The sequence below is a fragment of the Micromonospora sp. NBC_01655 genome (assembly GCF_026339755.1).
In the GTDB taxonomy this organism is placed as follows: domain Bacteria; phylum Actinomycetota; class Actinomycetes; order Mycobacteriales; family Micromonosporaceae; genus Micromonospora.
On record NZ_JAPEQF010000001.1, the window covers coordinates 972,596 to 998,939 of the forward strand.

Genomic DNA, 26,344 nt, shown 5'->3' on the forward strand with positions numbered 1-26,344 from the left:
GTGACCTTCAATCCGGCCGATCGGATTCTCCGTCTTGAGGGCGCCCACCTTCAGGCCACGCATGGCAAGGGCCTCCGGGAGCTCGAGCGCGAACTCGAGCGCCAGGCCGCTGGACCCGACTTCCTCGACATCACCTACGCGGACACACACCGATTTCCACCCGTCGACTGGGCGCTCGAGGAGTTCTCGAAGGCAGCAAGCGGCTCAGGAATGACGTACACGCCCTACCGAGGCGACGCCGGTGTGCGATCCGCGGTGGCAGGCAACGTCAGCGGCTTGCTGGGGCTCGAAGTCGATCCGGATCACGAGGTCATCCTGACCCCGGGGACCCAGGCAGGGCTGTATTCCGCGCTCGCCGCGATGATCAACCCCGGCGACAAGGTCGTCGTCCCCGACCCGGACTACATCACGAGCGACCGATCCGTCCGATACTTCGGCGCGGAGGTGCTTTCCGTCCCAATCGTCTGGGAGGCGGGGCAGGCGCCGAGACTCGACCTCGACGTGCTTCGGGCCCAGTTGGCCAAGCAGCCGAAGCTCGTCATGTTCTCCCACCCCAACAACCCCACGGGTGCGGTGTTCTCGCCGGAACACGTCAACGAGATCGCACAGGTGATCCTGGACTCCGACGCGTTCGTCATCATCGACCAGCTCTACTGCCGGCTTGTCTACGACCAGGCGCCGTTTGCCCATCTAGCGGCCGTGCCCGGGATGCGGGAGCGGACTCTGACGACTCTCGGCCCGAGCAAGACGGAGTCGCTCAGCGGGTACCGGATCGGTGTCGCGGTCGGTCCAGCCGACCTCATCAGGCGGATGGAAGATGTCATGGGCATCGCCTCACTCCGGGCTCCCGCTTACGCCCAGCACGTCCTGGCCAGATGGATCAAGGATGACGAGGACTACGTACAGCAGCGGATCGGCGAGTACCAGGCGCTGCGCGACCAGAGCATGACGGCTCTCCTCGAGATTCCCGGAGTCGACGTGCGGCGTTCCGGCGGGTCGGCATACCTGTTCCCCTCGTTCTCGGGCCTGCGTGCGAGCGACCAGGAAGTGGCCCTGGCGCTCAAGCGCGAGGCGGGAATCGTGGTGAACCCCGGCTACCAGTTCGGCGCCCGAGGGGCCCAGCACTTCCGGATTTGCTTCGCCCAGGACGAGCAGGTCTGGGCAGCGGCCCTGGTGCGGATGCGGGCGGTGCTCGAGTCCTTCCCCATGGCGGTCTGAAGTGTCCTGCTTCTTCAGCGATGCCGAGTATGAGCGGCGTTGGGCAGCCGTTATGGCCGAGGTCGTGCGGCGGCAGCTCGACACCGTCGTGATCTGGGGTCGAGCTGGTGGCCAGTTCGAGCACTGCGGCGACATTCTCTACCTGTCCAACCACTTCGCGATCAGCGCGGGGGCGGACTCCGCGATCTGGAACGCACGATCCTTCGCGGCGCTCATCGTGCGCCCCGGCCACGAGCCGGAGCTGCACATCGACGAGCCGGATCCACGGATGGACCGCCTCGCCGTGCGGGACGTTCGGTGGAGCTCGGACCCCGTCCGGGCCGTCGGCGAGCGGCTCCGAGAGCTGGGCATCTCCGGGCAGGTGGGTTTCGTCGGGACGAACTTCTTCCCGGTCAAGTACTACCAGCAGCTGTCCGAACTGTGCCCGCAGATCGATTGGCGCCCCGAGGACGACCTCGTCAAGACCGTCCGGAAGATCAAGAGTTCAGCGGAGCTTGACTGTTACCGGCAGGCCGGAGAGACGGCATCGCTGGCCCTGACCCGGCTGATGTCCGGGCTCATCGGTGGTGAGAGGGAGGCCGCTGCCGCTGGCGCGGCCTCCCAGATCGTCGTCGAGCGAGGAGGCCGGATCCAGCTGGTAGGTACTACCCACGGGGAGCACATCGGCTACCAGTGCACCGAGCCGCTGACCGGATACAGCCAGTTGGCTCCGCAGCCGGGTGACCTCGTGGCGGGTATGATCCACGGCCCCATGTACCAGGGCTACTACCTGGATCCGGCCCGCGAGTGGGTGTGCGGGGGCGCGCCGTCGGGGGCGCAGCGCGGTCTGATCGAGGCCACGGTCGAGATCGTCGAGGAGCTCTGCGGCATGATCCGACCGGGCGTCCGCCTCCTCGACGCCGCTCGGCGCGGCGACGAGTTGACGGCGCGCTACGGGGGAGACGACTCACCGACCTCGAAGTTCTTCCCCTTCTACGGGCACGGCGTCGGACTGTTCTTCGAGACCCCTCGGATCGGGAGCGCCCTGTCCGCGCCGGACGACGTCTTCGAGGAGGGGATGGTCCTCGGGGTCGAGGCGTTTCTCGCCAAGGACGGCGTCGGCAGCTGCCTCATCGAGGACAACGTCATCGTGAATGCACACGGGGTCGAGTTGCTCACGACGACCCCGTTGAGGTGGGACGCATGAGCGGCTCGATGTCACCGGCCAGCAGCGCGGACCCGTTCGTGTTGGCGGTCGGCCGGGTCCACGACGGCCTGGGCTTCCTACCGGATGAAGACCTCATCGTCGTCGTCGCCGAGGGCGCGATCGTCGATCTCGGCCCCAGGGCCCGGCTGCTCGGCAAGTATTCCGCGCTCCCGTTCGTCAACCACTCCGGCGCCGTGCTGACGCCGGGATGGATCGACACCCATGTCCACTCGACGATGCCGGGGGACGGGCGTCCTATCGAGGAGGTGGCTCCGGCCCCCTTCGAGACGAGGATTGCCATCGCGACGGCGAACCTGCGGGCGCACCTGGCCGGTGGCGTGACCACCGTCCGTGACCTGGGCTCCCATCTGGACTACCTGGCATGGTCCCCGGGACCGGGCCTCATGCCGCGGGTCCTTCGCTACGGAATGCCGATCACCGCCGAGCGCGGGCACATGCACCTCTTCGGCGGGGCCCTCAACGCGGCACGCACCGTCGCCGACGTCGCACGAGCCAACCTGGAGGCCGGGGCAGATGGGCTCAAGCTCGTCGCCAGCGGCGGCGGAACGGTCGGGACCGTCCCGCACGAGACGACCCTCGGGAGCGATCAGGTCGCCGAGGCGGTCCGGCTCGCTCATGCCCGCGGCAAGCGGGTCACCGTCCACGCCCTGACCAACGGCGCGATCCTTGCGGCGGCCGCGGCGGGGGCGGACGGCATCGAGCACCTGGGATTCCTCACGGCGGACGGGCTCAGCCGAGTTCAACAGGAAGCGCTCGATGCTGCCGTCACGGCTGGGATCGTCTTCGGTAGCACGCTCGGCTGTAACGAGGCATACCTACACCTGTCAGACTCGCAGGGCGCCGCCGAGCATGAGGAGCAGTCCGTCCGAACCGAGTACTACCGCAGGAATGCAGACCGGCTGCTCGGTGCCGGTGGGCGGATAGCGGTCGGGACCGATGCCGGGTGGAAGCACACGCCTTTCGGAGCCTATTCGCGCGAGCTCCAGTTGCTCGCCGGAGCTGGGGTGCCTGCCGAGAGGCTCCTGCACCTGGCGACAGCCGGTAACGCGGACGCGCTCGGCGTGCCCGGACTCACCGGGATGATCCGGCCCGGTCACCCCGCTGACCTTGTGGTCATGGACGGAGTTGACTTCGCGACGCGCGCGTCCAAGGTCCTCGAGGTGGTCGTCGCCGGAAGGCGGCTCGTCCCGCCGGGGACCCCGCTGTGACCGGCGTGACGCGCACGGTCCAGCCCCGCAGCATGCGGCACGTCCTTGTGACGGGTGCCTCCCGCGGCATCGGCCGCGCGGTGGCGGTGAGGTTCGCGGAGGCGGGTGACCGGGTCGCCGTCCACTATCTGACGCGGGCGGCAGATGCGCAGCGCACGTTGCAGCTCCTGCCCGGCGAGGGACACGCGTTGATCCAGGGAGATCTGTCCTCTCCGGAGGAGTGTCGAAGGGTTGTCGAGGAAGCCGAGCGGGCACTCGGCGGCCTCGAAATCGTCGTCAACAACGCCGCGGTCGCGACGTCTCCCGCCCTCCGGCATCCCGTCGTCGGAACGGACTTCGCGACCTGGACCGACTTGTGGAGGCTGTTCACAGACATCAACCTTCTCGGGGCGGCCCACGTGTCGTGGGCTGCGGCCCAGTCCATGCTCGCCTCGAATGCCCGGGGTCGGATCGTCAACATCGGCTCGCGGGGCGCCTTCCGAGGCGAGCTGGAGCATCCCGCGTACGCGGTGACCAAGGCGGCGATGCACGCTCTCGGTCAGTCCCTCGCGATCGCGTTGGCCCCGCACGGGATCGCGGTAACAAGCATTGCCCCCGGCTTCACCGCCACCGAACGCGTTGTGGAGCGGTTCGGCAGCGAGATCCCTGCCGGGATCACCGCCGGCAGCCCGTTCGGGCGCATTGCGACCCCAGACGAGGTCGCCGCCGCAGTGCTGTATCTCGCGTCGCCAGAGGCCGAGTGGGCGTCAGGTGCGGTCCTCGACCTCAACGGTGCTTCGCACCTGCGCTAGTGTCCCGCGCCCGTCAGGGAGCAACGGGCGGCGAGGCCAGCCACACCCTGCACGAGGTGTGGGGTGGTACCCGCAGCGCTCACCGGCAACATGCTCATCGAGGAGCTAAGAGTAGAAGGACACAGCGATGACTACAGCACTTAGCCTTCCCACCAGACTGCCTGTGCTGGCCGAATCCGCCCTCCCAAAGGCGCTGACACGTATCGGTGTCACAGTCGTATTGGGTGCGGCCTTGACCGCTCTCGCCGCTCAAGTTGTCTTGCCGATCCCCGGCTCGCCTGTGCCGGTCACTGGGCAGACGTTTGCGGTCTTGTTGGCCGCTGCCTGCCTTGGTCCGGCCCGGGGACTGGCCAGCCAGCTGCTCTACCTGGCGCTCGGCGCCGCCGGGCTGCCCGTCTTCACCCAGGGCGCGCACGGAGTGCATGTCGTGGTTGGCGCCACCGGCGGCTACCTCGTCGGGTTTCTGCTCGCCGCGCTCATCGTGGGCGCCGGCTCGCGTCGTGGAACCGACCGGACGGTGCTTCGCGAGCTGGCAGTCTTGGCGCTGGGTTCGGCGGCGATCTACGCCTGCGGTGTGACCTGGCTGGCCATCGTGACCGGTATGGGCCTGGCCAAAGCGGTCGCCGTTGGCATAGTGCCCTTCCTCGTCGGTGACGCCCTCAAGGTGGTGCTCGCCGCGAGTCTGCTTCCGGCAACATGGAAGCTGGTCACCCGTCTCGACTCCATCGGCCGTGCCCAATGAGCGCCCAAGCAGCCTCCGTTACGGAGACCGGGATCGACATTCACAGTACTGCCGGTAAGCAGGCGGACCTGGAGCGACGGATCGACGAGGCGGTGCACGCCGGGTCGGCGCGTGCGGTCGAGAAGCAGCACGCGCGGGGGAAGAAGACCGCCCGGGAGCGGATCGGGATGCTGCTCGATGAGGGCTCGTTCGTCGAGTTGGACGGGTTCGCGCGGCATCGGTCGACCAATTTCGGGCTGGAGCGGTCCCGCCCGTACGGTGACGGGGTGGTCACCGGCTATGGCACGGTCGATGGTCGGCAGGTCTGTGTTTTCGCCCAGGACTTCACGGTCTTCGGTGGTTCGCTCGGTGAGGTTTTCGGCGAGAAGATCGTCAAGGTGATGGATCTGGCTATGAAGATCGGTTGCCCGGTGGTCGGTATCAACGACTCCGGTGGGGCCCGGATCCAGGAGGGTGTCGCTTCGCTCGGTCTGTACGGCGAGATTTTCTTCCGTAACGTGCGGGCCAGTGGCGTCATCCCGCAGGTGTCCCTGATCATGGGGCCGTGCGCGGGTGGGGCGGTGTACTCCCCGGCGGTCACCGACTTCACCGTGATGGTCGACCGGACCTCGCACATGTTCATCACCGGCCCGGATGTGATCAAGACGGTGACGGGCGAGGACGTGGCGATGGAGGAGTTGGGTGGCGCGCGGACGCACAACGCGCGCAGCGGTAACGCGCACTACCTCGGTGTGGACGAGCGGGATGCGATCGAGTACGTCAAGGCGTTGCTGTCGTATCTGCCGTCGAACAATCTGGACGAGCCGCCGGTGTTCGAGGCCCCGGCAGATCTGGCGGTCACCGACTCCGACCGGGAGTTGGACACGCTGATCCCGGACTCGGCCAACCAGCCGTACGACATGCACCGGGTGATCGGGCACGTTCTGGATGACGGCGAGTTCCTGGAGGTCCAGCCGCTCTACGCGCAGAACCTGGTGGTCGGGTTCGGTCGGGTCGAGGGCCGGCCGGTCGGTGTGGTGGCCAACCAGCCGATGCACTTCGCCGGGACCCTGGACATCGCCGCGTCGGAGAAGGCCGCCCGGTTCGTGCGTACCTGCGACGCGTTCAACGTTCCGGTGCTGACCTTCGTGGACGTCCCGGGGTTCCTGCCCGGCACCGGTCAGGAGTGGGACGGCATCATCCGCCGGGGCGCCAAGCTGATCTACGCGTACGCCGAGGCCACCGTCCCGAAGGTCACCGTGATCACCCGCAAGGCGTACGGCGGGGCGTACGACGTGATGGGCTCCAAGCACCTCGGCGCGGACCTGAACTTCGCCTGGCCGACCGCGCAAATCGCGGTGATGGGCGCGCAGGGCGCGGTGAACATCCTGTACCGCTCGGAGTTGGCGAAGGCCGACGACCCCGCCGCCGTACGGGCCGAGAAGATCGCCGAGTACGAGGACACCCTGGCCAACCCGTACATCGCCGCCGAACGCGGCTACGTCGACTCGGTCATCCCACCGCACGAGACGCGCACCCAGATCGTCCGCGCGCTACGGGTGCTACGCACCAAACGCGAGACCCTCCCACCGAAGAAGCACGGCAACATCCCGCTGTGACCGGCACTGATGAGCAGCGGGACGGCGCGCCCCCGCGACCGATCGTCCTCGTGCGCGGCGACGCCACCCCCGAGCAGCTCGCCGCTCTGATGGTCGTGCTCGCGCGTGCTACAGGCTCCGCGACGGCGAACGACCCGGCTCCGCGCCGTAGCTCAGTATGGGTCGAACGCGCTCGCCTGGTGCGCCCGCCGTTGTTTCGCGGGCCCGGTGCCTGGCGCAACTCGGCCCTGCCCCGCTGACTCTGGCAAACGGAGACGCATATGCCCGATCTCCTGTGGTGTAACCACACTCACTCTCTCGACCCCTGACGACGCCATGGAGCCCACCATGCTGAAGAAAGTGTTGATCGCGAACCGTGGCGAAATCGCCGTTCGTATCGCGCGTGCGTGCAAGGACAGCGGTATCGGGTCGGTTGCTGTCTATGCAGACTCTGATCGTGACGCATTGCACGTCAAGGTCGCGGACGAGGCCTACGCCATTGGCGGAGCGACTCCCGCCGAGTCTTATCTCGTCCAGCAGAAAATGCTCGACGTCGCCCGCAAATCCGGCGCGGACGCGGTTCACCCGGGCTATGGGTTCCTCGCTGAGAACGCCTCGTTCGCCCAGACGGTCATCGACGCCGGTCTCACCTGGATCGGCCCGTCCCCGGAGGCTATCGACGCGCTGGGCGACAAGATCAAGGCGCGGCACATCGCGGCCCGCGCCAAGGCTCCGCTCGTGCCCGGTACGCCAGCCCCGGTCGCCGACGCCGCTGGGGTCGTTGCCTTTGGCAAGCAACACGGCCTGCCCATCGCCATCAAGGCCGCCTACGGCGGGGGTGGACGCGGACTGAAGGTCGCGCGGACCCTGGAGGAGATTCCCGAGCTGTTCGAGTCCGCCACCCGCGAGGCGGTGGCGGCGTTCGGACGCGGTGAGTGCTTTGTCGAGCGCTACCTGGACAGGCCCCGCCATGTCGAGACCCAGTGCCTTGCCGACACCCACGGAAACGTCGTAGTCGTCTCCACCCGCGACTGCTCACTGCAGCGCCGCCACCAGAAGTTGGTCGAGGAGGCACCGGCCCCGTTCCTGACCGACGAACAGAACGCCGAGCTGGTCCGCGCGTCCAAGGCCATCCTGAAGGAAGCGGGCTACCACGGCGCCGGGACGTGTGAGTTCCTCGTCGGACAGGATGGCACGATCTCCTTCCTCGAGGTCAACACCCGCCTTCAAGTCGAGCACCCGGTCACCGAGGAGGTCACCGGCATCGACCTCGTGCGCGAGCAGTTCCGCATCGCCAACGGCGAGCCGCTCGGCTACGACGATCCCACCCCGATGCGGCACTCCATCGAGTTCCGGATCAACGGCGAGGACGCCGGCCGGGGCTTCCTGCCCGCTCCGGGCACGATCGCGCAGTTCCGTGCTCCGACAGGCCCCGGTGTGCGACTCGACTCCGGTGTCGAGTCCGGCGACGTCATCAGCGGCGCCTTCGACTCGATGCTGGCCAAGCTGATCGTCACCGGCCGGAACCGCACCGAGGCCCTGGCCCGCTCGCGTCGGGCGCTGGCCGAGTTCGTCGTTGACGGCATGCCCACGGTGATCCCGTTCCACCGCGCGGTGGTGGACGACGAGGCGTTCGTCCCGGCCGATCCGAACCAGGCGTTCTCCGTCCACACCCGGTGGATCGAGACCGAGTGGGGCAACACCGTCGAGCCGTACCCCGGCACGACCGCCGAGCCGCAGGAGGACGACGGCCAGCGGCAGACCGTCGTCGTCGAGGTCGGCGGCAAGCGGCTCGAGGTTGTGCTGCCAGGCGGCCTGGCCCTCGGCGGCGGCACCGCGAGGAAGAAGACGCCCAAGCGCTCCGGCGGCAGCAAGCGGGGTGCAGCTGTGTCCGGCGACGCTCTCACCGCGCCCATGCAGGGCACCATCGTCAAGATCGCAGTCGAGGAAGGTCAGGTCGTCGAGGCCGGCGAGCTGCTCGCGGTCCTGGAGGCCATGAAGATGGAACAGCCCATCATCGCCCACAAGGCCGGCACGATCACCGGCATTGCCGCCTCCATCGGCGACACCGTCGCCAGCGGCGCCATCATCGTCGAGATCAAGGGCTGACCCAGTTGAGGGTCGGCGTGATCGAGGCAGGCTTGCGCCGTAGCGCCAGGACGACCAGCCGGATGGTTCCGGCCCCGCGACGACCGGCCGTCCGATACCCCGACCGGTGACTCCGCAGCAGGCCGTGGCGCGTTTCCGTGGTGCCGTCACCTCGCCAGACGGCACTGTTGGGAGTGGGACCGGCGGTGGGAATGTCACACTGAACCACGACGAAGGCTGTCAGGGGCAAGGTCCGTGAGAAGCTCTCGTCCTGCTGGAGCTTCTCGCTCGGTACGCCGACGTTGCCGTACCACGACGGTTGCTACCCGGCAGTGACATTGTGATCTTGGCGTGGTCGTGGCGGTGTGGGTGACCTGCGGGTCGCCCGACGCGTGCGGGGCGACCGGCCATGTTTGCACACCGAGGAGTTCATGTGTCGGCACAGGACAAGCTAGAGTCGATCTTCACTTCGGTGGTGCGGCGCAATCCTGGCGAGGACGAGTTCCATCAGTCGGTGCGGGAGGTGCTCGACAGTGTCGTGCCGGCCTTGGAGAGGCATCCCGAGTACGCCGAGGCGAAGATCATTGAGCGGATCTGTGAGCCGGAGCGGCAGATCATCTTCCGGGTGCCGTGGGAGGACGATCGTGGTGAGGTCCACATCAACCGTGGTTTCCGGGTGGAGTTCAACAGTGCTCTGGGCCCGTACAAGGGTGGTCTTCGCTTCCACCCGTCGGTCTATCTGGGGATCGTGAAGTTCCTCGGTTTTGAACAGCTGTTCAAGAACGCGTTGACTGGTATGCCGATCGGCGGCGGCAAGGGTGGGTCGGACTTCGATCCGAAGGGCCGCTCCGATCGGGAGGTGATGCGGTTCTGTCAGTCGTTCATGACCGAGTTGTACCGGCATATCGGCGAGTACACGGACGTGCCGGCCGGCGACATCGGAGTCGGTGGCAGGGAGATCGGCTACCTGTTCGGGCAGTACAAGCGGATCACCAACCGGTACGAGTCCGGGGTGCTGACCGGCAAGGGCCTCAGTTACGGCGGTGCCCAGGTGCGCCGGGAGGCTACCGGCTACGGTGCGGTGTTCTTCGCCGAGGAGATGCTACGCGCCGACGGCGGCGACAGCCTCGACGGAAAGCGGGTGGTGGTTTCCGGCTCGGGCAACGTGGCAGTCTACGCGATTGAGAAGGTGCATCAGCTCGGTGGCACCGTGGTGGCATGCTCGGACTCCTCCGGCTACATACACGACGAAAAGGGCATCAACGTCGACGTGCTCAAGCAGGTCAAGGAGGTCCGCCGGGCACGGATCGCCGAGTACGTCGAGGCCCGCCCGCACGCCACGTTCGTCGCGGGTCGCCCGGTCTGGGAGGTGCCCTGCCAGGTGGCGATTCCCTGCGCGACGCAGAACGAGCTCACCGCCGCCGACGCGCTCACCCTGATCGCGGGCGGCTGCACCATCGTGGTGGAGGGGGCCAACATGCCCACCACGCCGGAGGCGGTGCGGGGTTTCGCCGAGGCCGGGGTGCGGTTCGCGCCCGGTAAGGCGGCCAACGCCGGTGGAGTCGCGGCCAGCGCGCTGGAAATGCAGCAGAACGCCAGCCGCGACTCGTGGACCTTCACCCATTCCGAGCAGCGGCTGCGGGAGATCATGCGGACCATCCACGCCCGCTGCTACGCCACCGCCGACGAGTACGGCATGCCGGGCAACTACGTCGCCGGAGCCAACATCGACGGCTTCCGGCACGTCGCCGAGGCGATGCTCGCCCACGGGCTCATCTGAGACCGCGGCATACCCGCAGCGGGGCCGCTGGACAGAGCCGCTACGACGCCCACGCGGCCAGGACGAACACCGGCCCACCCGCCAAGAAGGAAGCGAAACCAACTACTCGGATTAACGTTCGTTGCAGTGGCTCAAAACCTCGCTGGCCCTGACCCCGCACTCAATACGACTTGTCCTGCCCGAGCACATGCTGGGCCACGAAGTTGAGGATCATCTCCCGGCTGACCGGGGCGATCCGTCCGGCCCGCACCGCGCCCAGCAGCGTCGCCACCCCGTACTCCGTCGTCATCCCCGCCCCGCCCAACGCCTGCACCGCCGTGTCCACGGCGAGCGCGGCGGCCTCCCCGGCCGCGTACTTCGCCATGTTGCCGGAGACGCCGGCCTCCAGGTCCCGGCCGGCGTCGTAGAGGGTGGCCGCCTTGTGGATCATGAGACGGGCCAGCTCCACCTGCACCGCCGCGTGCGCGAGCGGGTGGGCGACGCCCTGGTGCGAGCCGATGCTCCGGCCGCCCCAGACCTTGCGGGTGGCGGTGTACTCGCTGGCCCGCTCGATGGCGTACCGGCCGGTGCCGGCACCCATCGCGGCGACCGTGATCCGCTCCGGGTTCAGCCCGGCGAACAGGGCGGGCAGGCCGGCGTCCAACGACTCGCCGACCAGCGCGTCGGCGGGCAGCCGCACGTCGTCGAGGTAGAGCAGGAACTGGTTCTCCGGGGAGACGATCTCCATGTCCAGCCTGGACCGGGTCAGCCCCGGCGCGGCGGTCGGCACCACGAACAGCGCCGGCTTGAGCTTGCCGGTGGACGCGTCCTCGGTCCGGGCCACGACCAGCACGTACTGCGCCTCGTCCACGCCCGAGATGTAGCACTTGCGGCCCGACAGCAGCCAGTCGTCGCCGTCGCGGCGGGCCACCGTGCCGAGCCGGTGGAAGTTCGACCCGGCCTCCGGCTCGGTGATCGCGAAGACCACCTTGAGCGAGCCGTCGGCGAAGCCGGGCAGGAAACGCTTGCGCTGGTCCTCGGTGCCGTGCTTGTTGATCACGGTGGCGGCGATGGCGGGGGAGACCACGAGCAGCAGCAGGGGACAGCCGGCGGCGGCCAGCTCCTCGCAGACGATGGCCAGCTCGGTGATGCCGCCGCCCCCGCCGCCGTACTCGGTGGGGATGTTGACGCCGAGGTAGCCGAGCCGGCCGGCCTCGTCCCACAGCTCGGTGGTGTGCTCGCCGGCCTTCGCCTTCTCGACGAAGTAGCCGTGGCCGTACCTGCGGCCCAGCGCCCGGACGGCGTCGCGGAGCTGGTCCTGCTCTTCGGTGAGGTCGAAGTTCATCGGGGGTCCTCCTCGGGGCTGACCACGGCCAGCACGGTGCCGGTGTCCACCTGGCCGCCGGCCGGCACCGGCAGCTCGGCGACCACGCCGTCGGTCGGGGCGAGCACGGGATGTTCCAGCTTCATCGCCTCCAGGGTCAGCAGCAGGTCGCCGGCGGCGACCCGCTGACCGACCTCGACGTGCACCCGGGCCACCGCGCCGGGCAGCGGCGCGAGCAGCGACCCGGCGGCCAGGTCCGCGCCGGGCAGCGGGAAGCGGGGCAGCTCGGCCAGGCTCGCCGCCCCGTCCGGGCCGTCCACGAAGACCGCCGACCCCACCCGGTGTACGCGGAACGCCCGTCGCACCCCGTCGACGTCAAGCAACACCCGGTCCGGGGCCGCCCCGACCAGCGCCACGGTTCGCCGCGTCGCCGGGTCGGTGGCCCAGTCGGCGAGCGCGCCGGTGCGGTCCAGCCGGTACCGGACCTCGATCTCGCCGCCCGGCCCGGCGTAACGGGCGACCTGCGGGAAGGCTGGCACGTTGCGCCAGCCCGAGGGGAGGCCGGCGAGCACCGTGGCCGCCGACCGGCGGGCCGCCGCCGAGGCGAGCGCGGCGGCCAGGGCGGCCAGCGGCACCCCGTCGGGCGGCAACAGCGGGGCGAACACCTCGTCGTGCCGGTCCAGGAAGCCGGTGTCCACCTCGGCGGCGGCGAACTCGGGACTGCGTAGCACCCGGACCAGCAGGTCCCGGTTGGTGGTCACCCCGTGCAGTTCGGCCCGGGCCAGCGCGCCGGCCAGCAGCCGGGCCGCCTCCGCACGGGTCGGGGCCCAGGCGACCAGCTTGGCCAGCATCGAGTCGTAGTGCACGCCGACCGTCGAACCGTCCGCCACACCCGAGTCGAGGCGCAGCCCGCGGGTCGGGGCGAACGTGCCCGCCACGCCGGGGACCGCGAACCGGTGCAGGGTGCCGGTGGCCGGCCGGAAGCCCTCCGCCGGGTCCTCGGCGCACAGCCGCACCTCGATCGCGTGGCCGGTGACGGGCGGAGTGGCCGCCAGCGGCAGCGGCTCGCCCTCGGCGACCAGCAGTTGCAGCCGGACCAGGTCCAGCCCGGTGACCGCCTCGGTGACCGGGTGCTCCACCTGGAGGCGGGTGTTCATCTCCAGGAAGTAGAACTCCCCGTCGGGCGCGAGCAGGAACTCGACCGTCCCCGCGCCGACGTAGCCGACCGCCCGGGCGGCGGCGACCGCCGCGGCGTGCAGCCGTTCGCGCACCCCGTCGGGCAGGACCGCCGGGGCCTCCTCGACGATCTTCTGGTGCCGGCGCTGGATCGAGCAGTCCCGCTCCCCGAACGCCAGCACCGTGCCGTGGACATCGCCGAAGACCTGCACCTCGACGTGCCGGCCCCGCTCGACGTACCGCTCGACGAAGACCGTACCGTCGCCGAACGCGCCGGCCGCCTCCCGCCGGGCGGAGGCCACGGCCTCGGCCAGGCCGGCGGCGTCGGAGACGACCCGCATGCCCCGGCCGCCGCCCCCGGCGGACGCCTTCACCAGCACCGGGAAGTCGGTGATCTCGTCGGCGTCGGTCCAAGTGGGCAGCATCGGCACGCCCGCGTCGGCCAGCAGCGCCTTGGCCGCCATCTTGTCGCCCATCGCGGCGATCGCCTTGGCCGGCGGACCGACCCAGGTCAGCCCCGCGTCGGTCACCGCCGCCGCGAACTCGGCGTTCTCGGCGAGGAAGCCGTAGCCCGGGTGCACGGCGTCCGCGCCGGACTTCCGGGCCGCGTCGAGGATCGCCTCGATCCGCAGGTACGTCTCGGCGGGCGTGCTCCCCGGCAGGCGTACGGCCTGGTCGGCCTCGGCGACGAACGGCGCGTTCGCGTCGGCGTCGGAGTGCACGGCCACCGTCTCGACGCCCAGCATCCGGCAGGTGGCGAGGACCCGGCGGGCGATCTCGCCCCGGTTGGCCACCAGAAGTCGGGTGATCATGAGTGGCAGCCCCTACATCCGGAAGACGCCGAAGCCGTCGGCGCCCTTCACCGGTCCGTTGTGGATCGCCGACAGGCACAGCCCGAGGACGGTACGGGTGTCCCGGGGGTCGATCACCCCGTCGTCGTAGAGCCGGCCGGAGAGGAAGAGCGCCCCGGACTGCGACTCGATCTGCTGCTCGACCATCATCCGCATGGCGGCGTCGGAGTCCTCGTCGTACTCGTGCCCCCGGGCGGCGGCGGCCTGCCGGGCCACGATCGACAGCACCCCGGCGAGCTGCGCCGGCCCCATCACCGCCGACCTGGCGTTCGGCCAGGTGAACAGGAACCGTGGCTCGTACGCCCGCCCGCACATGCCGTAGTTGCCGGCGCCGTAGGACGCGCCCAGGTTGACGGTCAGGTGCGGGACCTTCGAGTTCGACACCGCGTTGATCATCAGGGCGCCGTGCTTGATGATGCCGCGCTGCTCGTAGGCGGTGCCGACCATGTAGCCGGTGGTGTTCTGGAGGAAGACCAGCGGGGTGTCGGACGCGTTGGCGAGCTGGATGAACTGGGCCGCCTTCTGCGCCTCCTCGCTGAACAGCACCCCCCGGGCGTTGGCCAGCACGCCGACCGGGTACCCGTGCAGCTCGCCCCACCCGGTCACCAGGGCCGTCCCGTACGCCGGCTTGAACTCGTCGAAGTCGCTGCCGTCGAGCACCCGGGCCAGCACCTCGCGCGGGTCGAACGGCACCTTCAGGTCGGCGCTGGTGATGCCGAGCAGTTCCTCCGGGTCGTACTTCGGGGGCTGCGGGACCGGGTTGCGCGGCGGCGGGCCCTGCTTGCGCCAGTTGAGCCGGCGGACGCACTGCCGGGCCAGCCGGATGCCGTCCCGCTCGTCGGACGCGAGGAAGTCCGCGAGCCCCGACGTCGCCGCGTGCATGGCCGCGCCGCCGAGGGACTCGTCGTCGGTTATCTCACCGGTGGCCATCCGCACCAGCGGCGGCCCGGCCAGGTAGACCTGCGACCGGTCCCGGATCATGATCACGTGGTCGGACATTCCCGGCACGTACGCGCCGCCGGCCGTGGCGTTGCCGAAGACCACGCTGACCGTGGGGATCCGGTTGGCCGAGAGCCGGGTCAGGTCGCGGAACACCCGGCCGCCCGGGATGAAGATCTCCGCCTGGGTGGGCAGGTCCGCACCGGCCGACTCGACCAGGTTCACCATGGGGAGCCGGTTGGCGAGGGCGATCTCGCCGGCCCGCCGGGTCTTCGCCAGCGACCACGGGTTCACCGCGCCGCCGCGTACCGTCGGGTCGTTGGCGACGATCAGGCACTCCACGCCCTCCACCGCCCCGATCCCGGTGACCACGCTGGCCCCGACCGGGAAGTCCGTCCCGTACGCGGCGACCGGCGACAGCTCCAGGAACGGGCTGTCCGGGTCGAGCAGCAGCTCGATCCGCTCCCGGGGGAGCAGCTTGCCCCGCCCGTGGTGCCGGGTCACGTACTTCTCGCCGCCGCCCGCGCGGGCCCGGTCGAGGGCCGCGTCCAGCTCGGCGAGGCGTTCCAGCAGCGCCTCCCGGTTGGCGCGGTGGGCCGGCGAGGACGGGTCGATCGCGCTGTCCAGTGTGGTCACAGCCCCATGCCCTTCGCGACGATCTCGTTCATGATCTCGGTGGTGCCGCCGCCGATGCCGAGGATGCGGGCGTCCCGGTAGTGCCGCTCCACCTCGGCGTCACGCAGGTAGCCGTACCCGCCGTGCAGTTGCAGGGCGGCGTCGACGACGAAGTCGCAGGCGGCCACCGCGACGTTCTTCGCCATCGCCACCTCGGTCACCACCGGCTCGCCAGCGGCGACCCGGGCCGCCACCTCGTGCACGTACGCGCGGGCCGCCTCGGCGCGGGTGTGCATCTCGGCCAGCCGGTGCCGGACGAGCTGGCGGCCGGCCAGCGGCCGGCCGAACGTGGACCGGTCCCGGCACCAGCGCACGGCCAGGTCGACGCAGCGTTGCGCCGTCGCGTACGCCTGCGTGGCCAGCGACAGCCGCTCGGCGGCGAAGTGCTGCATGAGGGTGAGGAATCCGGTGTCCTCGTCGCCGATCCGGTTGCTGGCCGGCACCCGCACGTCGGCGAAGGACAGCTCGGCGGTGTCCGAGCAGTGCCAGCCGAGCTTCTCCAGCCGCCGGCCGACGGTGAACCCGGGCGTCCCCTTGTCGATCACCAGCAGGGAGAGGGAGCCGCTGCCCGGGAAGTCGGTACAGACCGCCGTGGTCACGAAGTCCGCGCGCACCCCGCTGGTGATGTACGTCTTCGACCCGTTCACCACGTAGTGGTCGCCGTCGCGGCGGGCGTGGGTACGGATCGAGGCCACGTCCGAGCCGCCGTCGGGCTCGGTGATCGCCAGCGCGCCGATCATGGTCCCGGCCAGGGTCGGCCGCACGTACCGGTCGACCAGGTCCCCGTCCCCGGAGGCGACGATGTGCGGCAGCGCGATGCCGTGCGTGAACAGCGCCGCGATCAGGCCCGAGGAGCCGCCGGAGCGGATGATCTCCTCGGTGACGATGACCGAGTCGAGCAGGTCGCCGCCGCTGCCGCCCACCCGCTCGGGGAAACCGATGCCGAGCAGGCCCAGCTTCGCGGCCGTGGCGTGCAGCTCCCGGGGCACCTCGCCGGCCCGCTCCCAGCCGTCCAGGTGCGGCAGCACCTCCTTCGTGACGAACGCCCGGGTCAGCTCGCGGAGCTGTCGCCGCTCGGGGGTGTCCACGATGGTCACGGAACCACCTCCCTGGCCGGCCCGGTGGCGAGCCCCGTCGGCAGGTCGACGACGCGGGAGCGGAGCAGTTCGCCGAGCGCCTTCGCCTGCGGGTCGAACCGGGTGGACGCGGCCACCCCCTGCCCCAGCAGACCCCGGAGCACGAAGTTCACCGCGCGCAGGTTCGGCAGCTCGTACCGCTCCACGGTCAGCGGGGCGGTCTCCGGCAGCAGCCCGGCCAGCCGCTCGACGGTCAGCCAGCCGCGCAGCCAGGCCCAGGTCGCGTCGGTGCGGGCCCAGACGCCGAGGTTCGCGTCGCCGCCCTTGTCGCCGGACCGCGCCCCCACCAGCTCGCCCAGTGCCCCCCGCCGGGTGGGCTGCGGCGGCGAGCCCCCGGTCGACGGATGCCGCTGTACCGGGGGCCTCTGCACAGCCGCCACGGCCGGGGCGGCGATCCGGACCCGCTCGCCGGAGGGGAGGACGGCGACGTGCGCGACCGCGTCCTGCGGGACCGCGTCGGCGGTGAAGACCCCGTACGGGGCGGCGTCGCCGGGCAGCGTGGTCAGCGTGCACCCCGGGTAGGAGGCCAGCGCCAGCTCCACCGCGGCGGCCGAGAACGCCCGCCCGGCCCGCCCCTTGTCGCCGTCGCGCAGGTGTACGTGCAGCAGCGCGCTCGCCGCCTCGGTGTCACCCGCGTCCGGGTGGTCGGTACGGGCCAGGACGCACTCCAGCCCGTCCGTGCCGACGGCCGCCTCGATCTGACCCCGAACCAGGGCGGCCTTGGCCGGGATGTCCAGCCCGCACAGGACGAACGTCATCGAGTTGCGGAACCCGCCGAGGTTGTTCACCCCGACCTTGAGGGTGTCGGGCGGTGGGCTGCCCCGGACCCCGGTGACCCGCACCCGGTCCGGCCCGTCCACGCCCAGCGCGATGGTGTCCAGCCGGGTCACCACGTCCGGGCCCAGGTAGGCCGGGCCGCCCACCTCGTACAGGAGCTGGGCCGTGACCGTCTCCACGGTGACCGCGCCGCCGGTGCCGGGATGCTTGGTGATCACCGACGAGCCGTCCGGGTGGATCTCCGCGATCGGGAAGCCGGGGCGGTGGCCGCCGTCGGGCAGCTCCGTGAAGAAACTGAAGTTGCCGCCGGTGACCTGCGCACCGCACTCGATGAGGTGCCCGGCCACGGTCGCCCCGGCCAGCGCGTCGAGGTCGCCCCGCCCCCAGCCGAACCGGGCGATCGCCGGCCCCACCGCCAGGGACGCGTCGGTGACCCGGCCGGTGACCACCACGTCCGCCCCGGCGTCGAGGCAGGCGGCGATCCCGAACGCGCCCAGGTACGCGTTCGCGGTGAGCGCGTCCGGGCGGGCGAGGGCGTCGCCCTCGACGTACCCGATCCGGGCGGTGAGGCCGAGCCGGCCGGCGAGCGTGCCGATCGCGGCGGCCAACCCGGCGGGGTTCAACCCGCCGGCGTTGGTCACGATCCGCACCCCGCGCTCCAGCGCGGTGCCGAGGCAGCCCTCCAACTGGCGCAGGAACGTCTTCGCGTAGCCCAGGCCGGGGTCGCGCAGCCGGTCCCGGCCGAGGATCAGCATGGTCAGCTCGGCCAGGTAGTCGCCGGTCAGCACATCCAAATCGCCGCCGTCGAGCATCTCCCGCCAGGCGATGGACCGGTCGCCGTAGAAGCCGGACGCGTTGCCGACCCGCAGCGGCGCGGTCATGCCGTCGTCCCGGCGGCCGGGGCCCGCCCCTCCAGCGGCTCGCGGCCGGCACCCGGCGGGCCGGCGAACGCCTGTGCCACGTCGAGCCACTCGTCGGCGACCAGCCCGGCGGCGACCAGGGCCAGATCGGCGCGGTGCCGGCGCTGGGTGACCAGCAGGCAGAAGTCGCGCGCCGGGCCGCTCACCCGGTCGGGGGCGTCCGCCGGGCCGTGCGCCCAGGTGCCGCCGCCCGGCGCGGCGAGTTCCAGCCGCACCGGCGCCGTCGGCACCGCCCGGCCGTGGGCCGTGAAGCCGTGCCCGAGGGTACGGAAGCCGAGGTGCGCGACGTGCCGAAGCCGGGCGGTCGGGGCGCGGGTGACGCCGAGCGCGTCGGCCACGTCCTCGCCGTGCGCCCAGGTCTCCATGATCCGGGCGGTGGCCATCGAGGTGGCCGACATCCGGGTGCCGTACCAGGGCAGCTTCTCCCCGGCCGGGACGGCGGCGAGCGCGTCGGCCAGCGCGGTGCGGCCCGCCCGCCAGCGGGCCAACAGCTTGGCCGCCGGGGCGAGGAACTGTTCGGCGCCGTCGTCCACCAGCCGGCCCAGGTCGGGGGCCGAGGTCACCGAGGCGAAGAACGCCCCGGGGTCGGTGGCGGCGAGCAGGGCGACGTGGTCGGTCCAGGCCAGGTGGGCGATCTGGTGGGCGATCGTCCAGCCGGGTGCCGGGGTGGCCCGCGCCCAGTCGCCCCACGGGAGGGGGGCGACCAGGGCGTCCAGCTCGCCGGACTCGTCGGCCAGGTCGGTGAGCAGGTCGGTGAGCAGGTCCGTGCGGTCGACCATGGGACCTCCAGGGCGGGTGAGGCCGGGTGGGCCTCTGCGGCTGGTCAGGGGGTGAGCAGGGCGGCGAGCTGGCGCTTCCAGGTGCTGAGCAGGGCGGCACGGCGGGCCGAGTCGTCGTTGAGCAGGTTGGCCACCCCGAGCCCGCGCAGCAGGTCGAGGGTGGCCTGTACGGCCTCCCGGACGCCGGGACGGCGCTCGTCGACCCCGAGCAGCGCGACGGTCAGCCGGTGCATCTCCCGCCCCACCTGGGCCTCCAGCGGCACCAGGGCGCGCCGCAACTCGGCGTCGGTGCGGGCGGCGACCCACAGTTCGAGGGCGGCGACGAAGAGTGGCCCGGTGAACGCGGCACCGAGCAAGTCGATCACCCGATCGAGCCGCTGCGGCCCGGCGGGCAGCGCCTCGGTCTCCGTGCGCAGCTCCTCGGCGCGGCGCTCGGCGAGGTGCGCGATCGCAGCGGTGACCAGGGCGGCCTTGGTGGGGTAGTGGTGCAGCTGGGCGCCCCGGGAGACGCCGGCCCGGGCCGCCACCACGGTGGTGGTCGTACCGGACCAACCGTGCTCGACCAGGCACTCGACGGTCGCCTCCAGCAGCCGGGCCTGGGTGGCACGGCTGCGCTCCTGCTGAGGGACGCGGGTCGATGCGGACACGGGGACAGCGTGCCGCCGCCAAAACAAACAGTCAAGCCTGACTTTTTCGGCCCCGGCCCAAACGGTTCACCGGTGCCGGTGCCGGTGCCGGTGTCGGTGGTGCCGGCGGTGGTGGCGGCGGGGCTGGCTTGTCCTGGTTGGGCACAAAGGGCCGGGGCGAAGGGTCGGGGTTCACGGTTCACGGGTTCAAGGAGTCGAGTCGGCATGTTGTGAAAGACCAGGTGACGGGCCGGCATGTCGCGGGCCAGGTGGCATCGCCGACGTGCTTTGGAGCTGATGTCCTGAACGGATCGCCGTCCCGTGCTTTGGAGCTGATGTCCTGAACGGATCGCCATCCCGTGCTTTGGAGCTGATGTCGTGGACGGGTCGCCATCCGGTTCTGATGACGCAGACGACTCAGCTCCATAGGCGGCGGGTAGGCAGGCAGGGGCTGCCGCGAGACCGCGGCCCGCCCGTGGAGCAACCCTGCTTTTCCTCGGGTCGGTCGGCCCGGCAGCGTGGATCCCGGGCGGCCAAAGCAGCAGCCTCAGGTCGGGTCGACGGTCGACCGGTCGACCGTCTCGGGACCGGCCAGCCCTGTCGGGTCAGCCCTGCCGGGTCAGCCCTGTCGGGTCAGTCCTGCCGGGTCAGGGGGCCGAACACCGCCAGCGCGTCGGCGTCGCTGTGCCGGGATCGCAGGTACTCGTCGGCCCAGGCCGCGGCGTCCGGGAAGCCCGACTCCGTCGCCACCCGGGCGCAGGCGGCGTCGACGTCGAACGCCGTACGTCGTAGCTGCGCCCCCGGCCCGAGCAGTGCCCAGTCCGCCCCGGGCCCGCCGTAGGGCATGCCGATGCTGCCCGCGTTGACCACCAGCCGGCGGTCGACCAGTCGGGTGAACGGCATGTGGGTGTGCCCGCAGACCACCGTGCCGACCGCGGCCGGGACGCCGGAGAGGACCTCCGCCCACCGGGCCATCCGGGAGTCGACGAGGACGATCTCCTCGTCGTCGCGGGGCGTGGCGTGGCAGAAGAGCACCTCGCCCAGCCCGGCTACCGGCAGGGTGACCGTCAGCGGAAGCCCGGCCAGCCATTCGACCTGGTCGTCGCGGAGCTGTTCCGCGGCCCAGTTCGACACGTCGATGTCCGACGGCTTCCCGGCCCGCGCCTCGACCAGCTCCCGGTCGGCGTTGCCGCCCACCCAGTGGACCCGGTCGCCGAGGCTGGCCAGCAGGTCCAGCACCTCGACGGGCTGCGGGCCGGCGACGACGTCCCCGGTGAGCACGATCAGGTCGGCGGCGGCGACGTCCGGCTCGGCCAGCACCGCCTCCAGCGGGGGCAGTGCGCCGTGGACGTCGGACAGGACGGCGACACGTTCCAGCATGGTCCCACCGTCCCGCCCGCCGGCCGGGCCGTCCAGCGATTCTGCCCGGGGCAGACGGGACGGCCGGGCGGTCAGACGCGGGCGCGGCGGGCCAGGCGCTCCGGGTCCAGGATGATGATGCTCTTGCCGTCCAGCCGCAGCCAGCCGCGCGAGGCGAAGTCGGCGAGCGCCTTGTTCACGGTCTCCCGGGAGGCGCCGACGAGCTGGGCGATCTCCTCCTGGGTCAGGTCGTGGGTCACCCGCAGCACGCCGCCGTCGCGGGTGCCGAACCGGCCGGCCATCTGGAGCAGGTTCTTCGCGACCCGCCCCGGCACGTCGGTGAAGATCAGGTCGGCCAGCGAGTCGTTCGTCCGGCGCAGCCGGCGGGCCAGCACCCGGAGCAGCTGCTCGGCGATCTCGGGCCGGTTGTTCAGCCACGGCCGCAGGGCCTGCTTGCGCAGCCGTACCAGCCGGGTGTCGGTCACCGCGGTGGCCGTGGCCGTCCGGGGGCCCGGGTCGAAGAGCGACAGCTCGCCGACCATGTCCGACGGGCCCATCACGGCGATCAGGTTCTGCCGGCCGTCGGCCGCCCGGCGACCGACCTTGATCTTGCCGGACAGGAGGATGTAGAGACTGTCGCCGGGCTCGCCCTCGTTGAACACGACCTCGCCCTTGCGGACCTCGATCGTCTCCATCTCCTTCGCGAGCGCCTCGGCAGCCTCCGGGTCGACCCCCTGAAAGATCCCGCTGCGGGCCAGTACCTCGTCCATCGCGCACCTCCGCCTGCGCGTGCCGTCCGTCGGCCGGGTCCGCCGTCCGCTGATCCCTCGCGCGAGGCCAGTCTAGGCGCACGTGAGCAGTAATCAGAGGTGCACCCCTGGAATCTTGATCGTTGGGCGTAACCCCGCCCGACCTGATCAACCACTATGATCGCCGGTTCGGTGGGCCCCGGCCCGCCCGCGACGCGCCCGGGACGTAGGGTCTGCGGCGTGCTGACCGAGCCGACCCTGACCAGCCGCCACGAGGACGGGTGGGACGTACCGTTGCTCGTCTGGCGCGCCGACCGGCCGCTGCTCGCGGTCAGCTCCGCGCCGCTGGGCGGCGGGATCGGTGTCCGGAACTGGGTGGTCAACGCGACCGTGCCGATGTCGTACCACCGGGACGACCCGGCCGAGCACCTGGCCGGGCTGGCCGGCCAGCTCGGCCTGGACGGGCCCGGCGTCGGGCTGCTGACCGGGGTCGACGTCGCCGAGGTGGTCGCCCGGACCGACACCGGCGTGCGGGTCTGGGCCACGGTCGGGCTGGGCACCCCGCTCCAGGCCGCCGAGCCCGCCCCGGCCGGATCCACCGTGCCCGAGCCCGCCCCAGCCGAGTCCGGGGCGCGGGTCGGCACCGTCAACATCGTGATCCAGGTACCCGCCCGGCTCGGCGACGCCGCGCTGGTCAACGCGGTGGCCACCGCGACCGAGGCGAAGGTGCAGGCGATCCGGGAGCTGGGGCTGGTGGCCACCGGCACCCCCACGGACGCGGTCACCGTGCTCTGCCCGGTCGACGGGGCGCCGGCCGCGTACGGGGGTCCGCGCTCCACCTGGGGAGCGCCGCTGGCCCGGGCCGTGCACGCCGCCGTGCTCGCCGGCGGGGCCGGCTCCGTGGTGCCGTGGTCGCAACGATGTACGGCCTGAAGTCCGACCGATCGGCCATCGTCAGCGCGTTGCCCGGCCGGTAGGGTCGCGGGCGATGTATGCTGCCGCTCCTTTCGGAATCCGCCCGCGCCGCGCCGCGCTCGCCCTCGGCGTGCTGCTCACCGCGCTGCTCGCCGCCGGCTGCGCGCAACCCGGCGACGATCCGGTCTGGCAGCCGGGTGCCGCGGGCGGCAGCACCAGCGCGCCCGGCGCTCCGACGCCGACCCGGACCCCGGCCGCCACGCCGGAGGGCGAGGCGAAGAGCGTCTCGCTCTCCGCCACCGGCGACATCATCATGGGCAACGCGCCGAACCGGCTTCCGCCGGGCGGCGGGAAGGGGTTCTTCGACTCGGTCAAGGACGCCCTCGCCGCCGACCTGGTGATGGGCAACCTGGAGGAGCCGCTGACGGTGGACACCGGGACCGGCAAGTGCGGGGCCAACTCGACCCGGTGCTTCCAGTTCCGCGCCCCGCCGGAGTACGCGGCCCACCTGCGTGACGCCGGGTTCGAGCTGCTCAACCAGGCCAACAACCACGGGTACGACTACGGCCCCAAGGGCTACCAGAACACCCAGCGGGCGCTGGAGAAGTACGACCTGGCGCACACCGGCGCGCCCGACCAGATCACCGTGGTCGAGGTCGAGGGCGTCAAGGTCGCCGTGGCCGGCTTCTCGTCGTACGTCTGGTCCAACAGTCTGGTCGACATCGACGCCGCCAGCGCGGTGGTCAAGAAGGCCGCCACCATGGCCGACCTGGTCGTGGTGCAGGTGCACATGGGCGGCGAGGGCGCCGACAAGACCCGGGTCCGACCGGGCACCGAGATGTTCCTCGGCGAGAACCGGGGCGATCCGGTGAAGTTCTCGCACGCCATGATCGACGCCGGGGCGGACCTGATCGTCGGCCACGGCCCGCACGTGCTGCGCGGCATGGAGTTCTACCAGGGCCGGCTGATCGCCTACAGCCTCGGCAACTTCGCGGGCGGCGGCAACTCGCTGAGCAACAACGGCCGGCTGGGCTGGGGTGGTGTGCTCAAGGTGTCGCTCAAGCCGGACGGGAGCTTCGCCGGTGGGTCGTTCACCTCGACGTACATGAACTCGATCGGCAAGCCGACCATGGACCCGGACGACCGGGGCCTCGGCCTGGTCCGGCAGCTCACCCGGACGGACTTCCCGAAGACCGGTGCCCGGTTCGACGACCAGGGCCGGATCACCGAGGGGTGACCGGGCCGCGCCCGCCGGGGGCGGGCGGACCGCACCCGCCGCTGCGGTGACGCGCCGCCAGCGTGCGCCCGACGAGCCGGCACCGGGCCGACGTAGGCTTTCCGTCGTGACCACCAGTTCCCCCGCAGCCACCGAGACCGACCTCGGTCGCACGCGCCGTGCCCGGAAGATCGGTCGGGTGCTGTCCGAGACCCACCCCGACGCGCACTGCGAGCTGGACCACACCAACCCGCTGGAGCTGGCCGTCGCCACGATCCTGTCCGCGCAGTGCACGGACAAGAAGGTCAACGAGGTCACCCCGAAGCTGTTCGGTCGGTACCCGACGGCAGCCGACTACGCCGGCGCCGAACGGGCGGAGCTGGAGGAGCTGATCCGGCCCACCGGCTTCTACCGGAACAAGACCGACTCGCTGATCAAGCTGGGCCGGGGCCTCGTCGAGCGGTACGACGGCCGGGTGCCGGGGAAGCTCGTCGACCTGGTCACGCTGCCCGGGATCGGCCGCAAGACCGCCAACGTCATCCTCGGCAACGCCTTCGCCGTTCCCGGCATCACCGTCGACACCCATTTCCAGCGGCTGGTGCACCGCTGGCGGCTGACCGACGAGACCGACCCCGTCAAGATCGAGCACGCGATCGGCGCGATGTACCCGAAGCGCGACTGGACGATGCTGTCGCACCGGATCATCTTCCATGGCCGGCGGGTCTGCCACGCCCGTAAGCCGGCCTGCGGCGCCTGCACCCTGGTGAAGCTCTGCCCGTCGTACGGGACCGGGCCGACCGGGCCGGCCGCCGCCGCGAAGCTGCTCAAGGGCCCCCGGGCGCGGGACCTGGCCGCCGCCGCAGGCGTCGACCCCGAGCTGGTGCCGCAGCAGGCGGTGGCTGCGGAGGTGCCGTGAAGCGCCGCCTCGCCGCCCTGCTCCTGCCGGTGGCGCTGCTCGCCGCCGGCTGCACGGCTCCCGCCGGGGAGCCGGCGCCGCCCGAGCCCCGGAGGAACACCCGGCCCTCGCCGTTCGCCGCCTGTGCGGCCCTGACCACGCCGCCGGCCCAGGCCGGCCCGACGCCGACCGGGTCAGGGGCCGGGCCGACCGGGGCCGGGCCGACCAGGACCGGGGCGCCCGGCGGGTCGGTGCTGCCCGAGCTGGCGCTGCCCTGCTTCACCGGCGGCGACCCGGTCGCGCTGCGGGACGTCCGGGGACCGGCCGTGATCAACCTGTGGGCGTCCTGGTGCCCGCCCTGCCGCAAGGAACTGCCCGCCTTCCAGCGGCTCAGCGAGCGCGCGGCCGGCCGGCTCCAGGTGGTCGGGGTGAACGCCCGGGACGACCGGGACGCCGCCCAGTCGATCGGCGAGGACTTCGGCATCCGCTTCCCGGTCCTGTTCGACCAGGGCGACAGCCTGAGCCGGGGGCTCAACCGCAACGCCATCCCGCTGACCGTGTTCGTCGACGCCGACGGCCGGGTCCGGCACGTCGACGTCTCCGGGGCGCTGGACGACGCCCGGCTGGCCGAGTTGGTCCGCCGGCACCTCGGGCTGGAGGTGTCCGGGTGACCCGGCAGCCCCCGCCCTGGATCGACCCGCTGCTGGCCCGGCTCGGCACCGCGCGGGTCGAGGACTTCACCCGGATCGCCACCCCGAGCAGCGGCGGGCGGGAGAGCGCCGTGCTGGTGCTGCTGGCCGAGGAGCCGGGGGCCGGCCCGGACGTGCTGGTCCTCCAGCGCGCCGCGACCCTGCGCAACCACGCCGGGCAGCCGGCCTTTCCCGGCGGGGCGGCCGACCCGACCGACGCCGACTCCGCCGCCACCGCCCTGCGCGAGGCGAACGAGGAGGTAGACCTCGACCCGGCCAGCGTCACCGTGCTGGCCGAGCTGCCGAAGCTGTGGATCCCGGTCAGCGACTTCGTGGTGACCCCGGTGCTCGGCTGGTGGCACCGGCCGCACCCGGTGCACCCCCGGGAACCGGCCGAGGTCGCGCACGTCGCCCGGCTGCCGGTCGCCGAACTCGTCGATCCGGCCAACCGCATCCGGGTACGCCACCCGAGCGGCTGGATCGGCCCGGCCTTCTCGGTGCGCGGCATGCTGGTCTGGGGCTTCACCGCCGGGGTGCTCGCCACCCTGCTGGAGATGGGCGGCTGGGCCCGCCCCTGGCCGCGCGACCGGGTCGTCGACCTGCCGCCCACCGGGGCCGCCCCGGCGCCGTCGGCCGGCACCGACGAGGCCGACGAGATGACCGGCCCGCGCACCTGACCATCGCGTTCGCGAGCGGCGGGCCGCCGGCGAGCCGGGTGCCCGTACCCT

At 71.7% G+C, this 26,344-nt stretch carries 23 protein-coding genes; 14 read left to right on the forward strand and 9 right to left on the reverse strand.

Annotated features, from left to right (window positions below; translation table 11 throughout):
• The 9 genes from OOK41_RS04685 to gdhA all read left to right on the forward strand — a co-directional run bounded on the left by OOK41_RS04685 (position 1) and on the right by gdhA (position 10,611).
• Complete coding sequence (locus tag OOK41_RS04685) at positions 1-1,218, forward strand: aminotransferase class I/II-fold pyridoxal phosphate-dependent enzyme (protein WP_266263085.1); 1,218 nt, start codon at positions 1-3, stop codon at positions 1,216-1,218.
• A gap of 52 nt (positions 1,219-1,270) precedes the next feature.
• A complete protein-coding gene (locus OOK41_RS04690) occupies positions 1,271-2,404 on the forward strand; it encodes a Xaa-Pro peptidase family protein (protein WP_266263086.1) in 1,134 nt (377 codons plus the stop codon).
• Positions 2,401-3,633, forward strand: a complete 1,233-nt coding sequence (locus OOK41_RS04695; RefSeq protein WP_266263087.1) for an amidohydrolase family protein — start codon at positions 2,401-2,403, stop codon at positions 3,631-3,633. Before OOK41_RS04690 ends, OOK41_RS04695 begins: the two co-directional genes overlap by 4 nt.
• Positions 3,630-4,424, forward strand: coding sequence for an SDR family NAD(P)-dependent oxidoreductase (locus OOK41_RS04700; protein ID WP_266263088.1), 795 nt, complete (start codon positions 3,630-3,632; stop codon positions 4,422-4,424). Before OOK41_RS04695 ends, OOK41_RS04700 begins: the two co-directional genes overlap by 4 nt.
• Positions 4,425-4,551: 127 nt before the next feature.
• On the forward strand, positions 4,552-5,166 hold the full coding sequence (locus OOK41_RS04705) for a biotin transporter BioY (protein ID WP_266263089.1): 615 nt from the start codon (positions 4,552-4,554) through the stop codon (positions 5,164-5,166).
• Positions 5,163-6,764 (forward strand): acyl-CoA carboxylase subunit beta, encoded by a 1,602-nt coding sequence (locus OOK41_RS04710; RefSeq protein WP_266263090.1) that lies wholly within the window; start codon positions 5,163-5,165, stop codon positions 6,762-6,764. Before OOK41_RS04705 ends, OOK41_RS04710 begins: the two co-directional genes overlap by 4 nt.
• Positions 6,761-7,003: an acyl-CoA carboxylase subunit epsilon gene (locus OOK41_RS04715; protein ID WP_266263091.1), complete on the forward strand. Its 243-nt coding sequence runs from the start codon at positions 6,761-6,763 to the stop codon at positions 7,001-7,003. The genes OOK41_RS04710 and OOK41_RS04715 overlap by 4 nt, the downstream gene beginning before the upstream one ends.
• Before the next feature lie 91 nt (positions 7,004-7,094).
• A complete protein-coding gene (locus OOK41_RS04720; protein ID WP_266267730.1) occupies positions 7,095-8,852 on the forward strand; it encodes a biotin carboxylase N-terminal domain-containing protein in 1,758 nt (585 codons plus the stop codon).
• Positions 8,853-9,264: 412 nt separating this feature from the next.
• A complete protein-coding gene (gene gdhA, locus OOK41_RS04725; protein ID WP_266263092.1) occupies positions 9,265-10,611 on the forward strand; it encodes an NADP-specific glutamate dehydrogenase in 1,347 nt (448 codons plus the stop codon).
• Between the two features lie 160 nt (positions 10,612-10,771).
• Here the strand turns inward: gdhA and OOK41_RS04730 are convergent, their stop codons facing one another.
• From OOK41_RS04730 to OOK41_RS04770, 9 genes are all read right to left on the reverse strand, one after another.
• The gene (locus tag OOK41_RS04730) at positions 10,772-11,935 is read right to left on the reverse strand and encodes an acyl-CoA dehydrogenase family protein (protein ID WP_266263093.1); all 1,164 of its coding nucleotides are present in this window, start codon (positions 11,933-11,935) and stop codon (positions 10,772-10,774) included.
• A complete protein-coding gene (locus OOK41_RS04735) occupies positions 11,932-13,902 on the reverse strand; it encodes a biotin carboxylase N-terminal domain-containing protein (protein ID WP_266263094.1) in 1,971 nt (656 codons plus the stop codon). The genes OOK41_RS04730 and OOK41_RS04735 overlap by 4 nt, the downstream gene beginning before the upstream one ends.
• Positions 13,903-13,914: 12 nt before the next feature.
• Entirely contained in the window at positions 13,915-15,516 is a 1,602-nt protein-coding gene (locus tag OOK41_RS04740) for an acyl-CoA carboxylase subunit beta (RefSeq protein ID WP_266263095.1), read from the reverse strand.
• Positions 15,513-16,652, reverse strand: a complete 1,140-nt coding sequence (locus OOK41_RS04745; protein ID WP_266263096.1) for an acyl-CoA dehydrogenase family protein — start codon at positions 16,650-16,652, stop codon at positions 15,513-15,515. The genes OOK41_RS04740 and OOK41_RS04745 overlap by 4 nt, the downstream gene beginning before the upstream one ends.
• A complete protein-coding gene (locus tag OOK41_RS04750; RefSeq protein ID WP_266263097.1) occupies positions 16,649-18,349 on the reverse strand; it encodes an acyclic terpene utilization AtuA family protein in 1,701 nt (566 codons plus the stop codon). The genes OOK41_RS04745 and OOK41_RS04750 overlap by 4 nt, the downstream gene beginning before the upstream one ends.
• Positions 18,346-19,167: a TIGR03084 family metal-binding protein gene (locus OOK41_RS04755; RefSeq protein WP_266263098.1), complete on the reverse strand. Its 822-nt coding sequence runs from the start codon at positions 19,165-19,167 to the stop codon at positions 18,346-18,348. The genes OOK41_RS04750 and OOK41_RS04755 overlap by 4 nt, the downstream gene beginning before the upstream one ends.
• 44 nt (positions 19,168-19,211) lie before the next feature.
• A complete protein-coding gene (locus tag OOK41_RS04760; RefSeq protein WP_266263099.1) occupies positions 19,212-19,814 on the reverse strand; it encodes a TetR/AcrR family transcriptional regulator in 603 nt (200 codons plus the stop codon).
• A 612-nt stretch (positions 19,815-20,426) separates the two neighbouring features.
• Positions 20,427-21,173: a metallophosphoesterase gene (locus tag OOK41_RS04765; protein ID WP_266263100.1), complete on the reverse strand. Its 747-nt coding sequence runs from the start codon at positions 21,171-21,173 to the stop codon at positions 20,427-20,429.
• Between the two features lie 71 nt (positions 21,174-21,244).
• Entirely contained in the window at positions 21,245-21,922 is a 678-nt protein-coding gene (locus OOK41_RS04770) for a Crp/Fnr family transcriptional regulator (protein ID WP_007073398.1), read from the reverse strand.
• Positions 21,923-22,141: 219 nt separating this feature from the next.
• Between OOK41_RS04770 and OOK41_RS04775 the strand changes: the two genes are divergently transcribed.
• The 5 genes from OOK41_RS04775 to OOK41_RS04795 all read left to right on the forward strand — a co-directional run bounded on the left by OOK41_RS04775 (position 22,142) and on the right by OOK41_RS04795 (position 26,293).
• Positions 22,142-22,834, forward strand: coding sequence for an adenosylcobinamide amidohydrolase (locus tag OOK41_RS04775; RefSeq protein ID WP_266263101.1), 693 nt, complete (start codon positions 22,142-22,144; stop codon positions 22,832-22,834).
• A gap of 55 nt (positions 22,835-22,889) precedes the next feature.
• Positions 22,890-24,053, forward strand: a complete 1,164-nt coding sequence (locus OOK41_RS04780) for a CapA family protein (protein ID WP_266263102.1) — start codon at positions 22,890-22,892, stop codon at positions 24,051-24,053.
• 106 nt (positions 24,054-24,159) lie between these two features.
• The gene (nth, locus tag OOK41_RS04785; RefSeq protein WP_266263103.1) at positions 24,160-24,948 is read left to right on the forward strand and encodes an endonuclease III; all 789 of its coding nucleotides are present in this window, start codon (positions 24,160-24,162) and stop codon (positions 24,946-24,948) included.
• Entirely contained in the window at positions 24,945-25,598 is a 654-nt protein-coding gene (locus OOK41_RS04790; RefSeq protein ID WP_266263104.1) for a TlpA disulfide reductase family protein, read from the forward strand. The genes nth and OOK41_RS04790 overlap by 4 nt, the downstream gene beginning before the upstream one ends.
• Positions 25,595-26,293, forward strand: a complete 699-nt coding sequence (locus OOK41_RS04795; protein ID WP_117664763.1) for a CoA pyrophosphatase — start codon at positions 25,595-25,597, stop codon at positions 26,291-26,293. The genes OOK41_RS04790 and OOK41_RS04795 overlap by 4 nt, the downstream gene beginning before the upstream one ends.
• Positions 26,294-26,344: the final 51 nt, after the last annotated feature.

Bases quoted from the DNA above. Each gene is read 5' to 3' on its own strand.
- OOK41_RS04690 (WP_266263086.1), top strand. From the start codon at position 1,271: ATGGCCGAGGTCGTGCGGCGGCAGCTCGACACCGTCGTGATCTGGGGT.
- OOK41_RS04695 (WP_266263087.1), top strand. From the start codon at position 2,401: ATGAGCGGCTCGATGTCACCGGCCAGCAGCGCGGACCCGTTCGTGTTG.
- OOK41_RS04705 (WP_266263089.1), top strand. From the start codon at position 4,552: ATGACTACAGCACTTAGCCTTCCCACCAGACTGCCTGTGCTGGCCGAA.
- OOK41_RS04710 (WP_266263090.1), top strand. From the start codon at position 5,163: ATGAGCGCCCAAGCAGCCTCCGTTACGGAGACCGGGATCGACATTCAC.
- OOK41_RS04730 (WP_266263093.1), bottom strand. From the start codon at position 11,935: ATGAACTTCGACCTCACCGAAGAGCAGGACCAGCTCCGCGACGCCGTC.
- OOK41_RS04735 (WP_266263094.1), bottom strand. From the start codon at position 13,902: ATGATCACCCGACTTCTGGTGGCCAACCGGGGCGAGATCGCCCGCCGG.
- OOK41_RS04750 (WP_266263097.1), bottom strand. From the start codon at position 18,349: ATGACCGCGCCGCTGCGGGTCGGCAACGCGTCCGGCTTCTACGGCGAC.
- OOK41_RS04755 (WP_266263098.1), bottom strand. From the start codon at position 19,167: ATGGTCGACCGCACGGACCTGCTCACCGACCTGCTCACCGACCTGGCC.
- OOK41_RS04765 (WP_266263100.1), bottom strand. From the start codon at position 21,173: ATGCTGGAACGTGTCGCCGTCCTGTCCGACGTCCACGGCGCACTGCCC.
- OOK41_RS04770 (WP_007073398.1), bottom strand. From the start codon at position 21,922: ATGGACGAGGTACTGGCCCGCAGCGGGATCTTTCAGGGGGTCGACCCG.
- OOK41_RS04780 (WP_266263102.1), top strand. From the start codon at position 22,890: ATGTATGCTGCCGCTCCTTTCGGAATCCGCCCGCGCCGCGCCGCGCTC.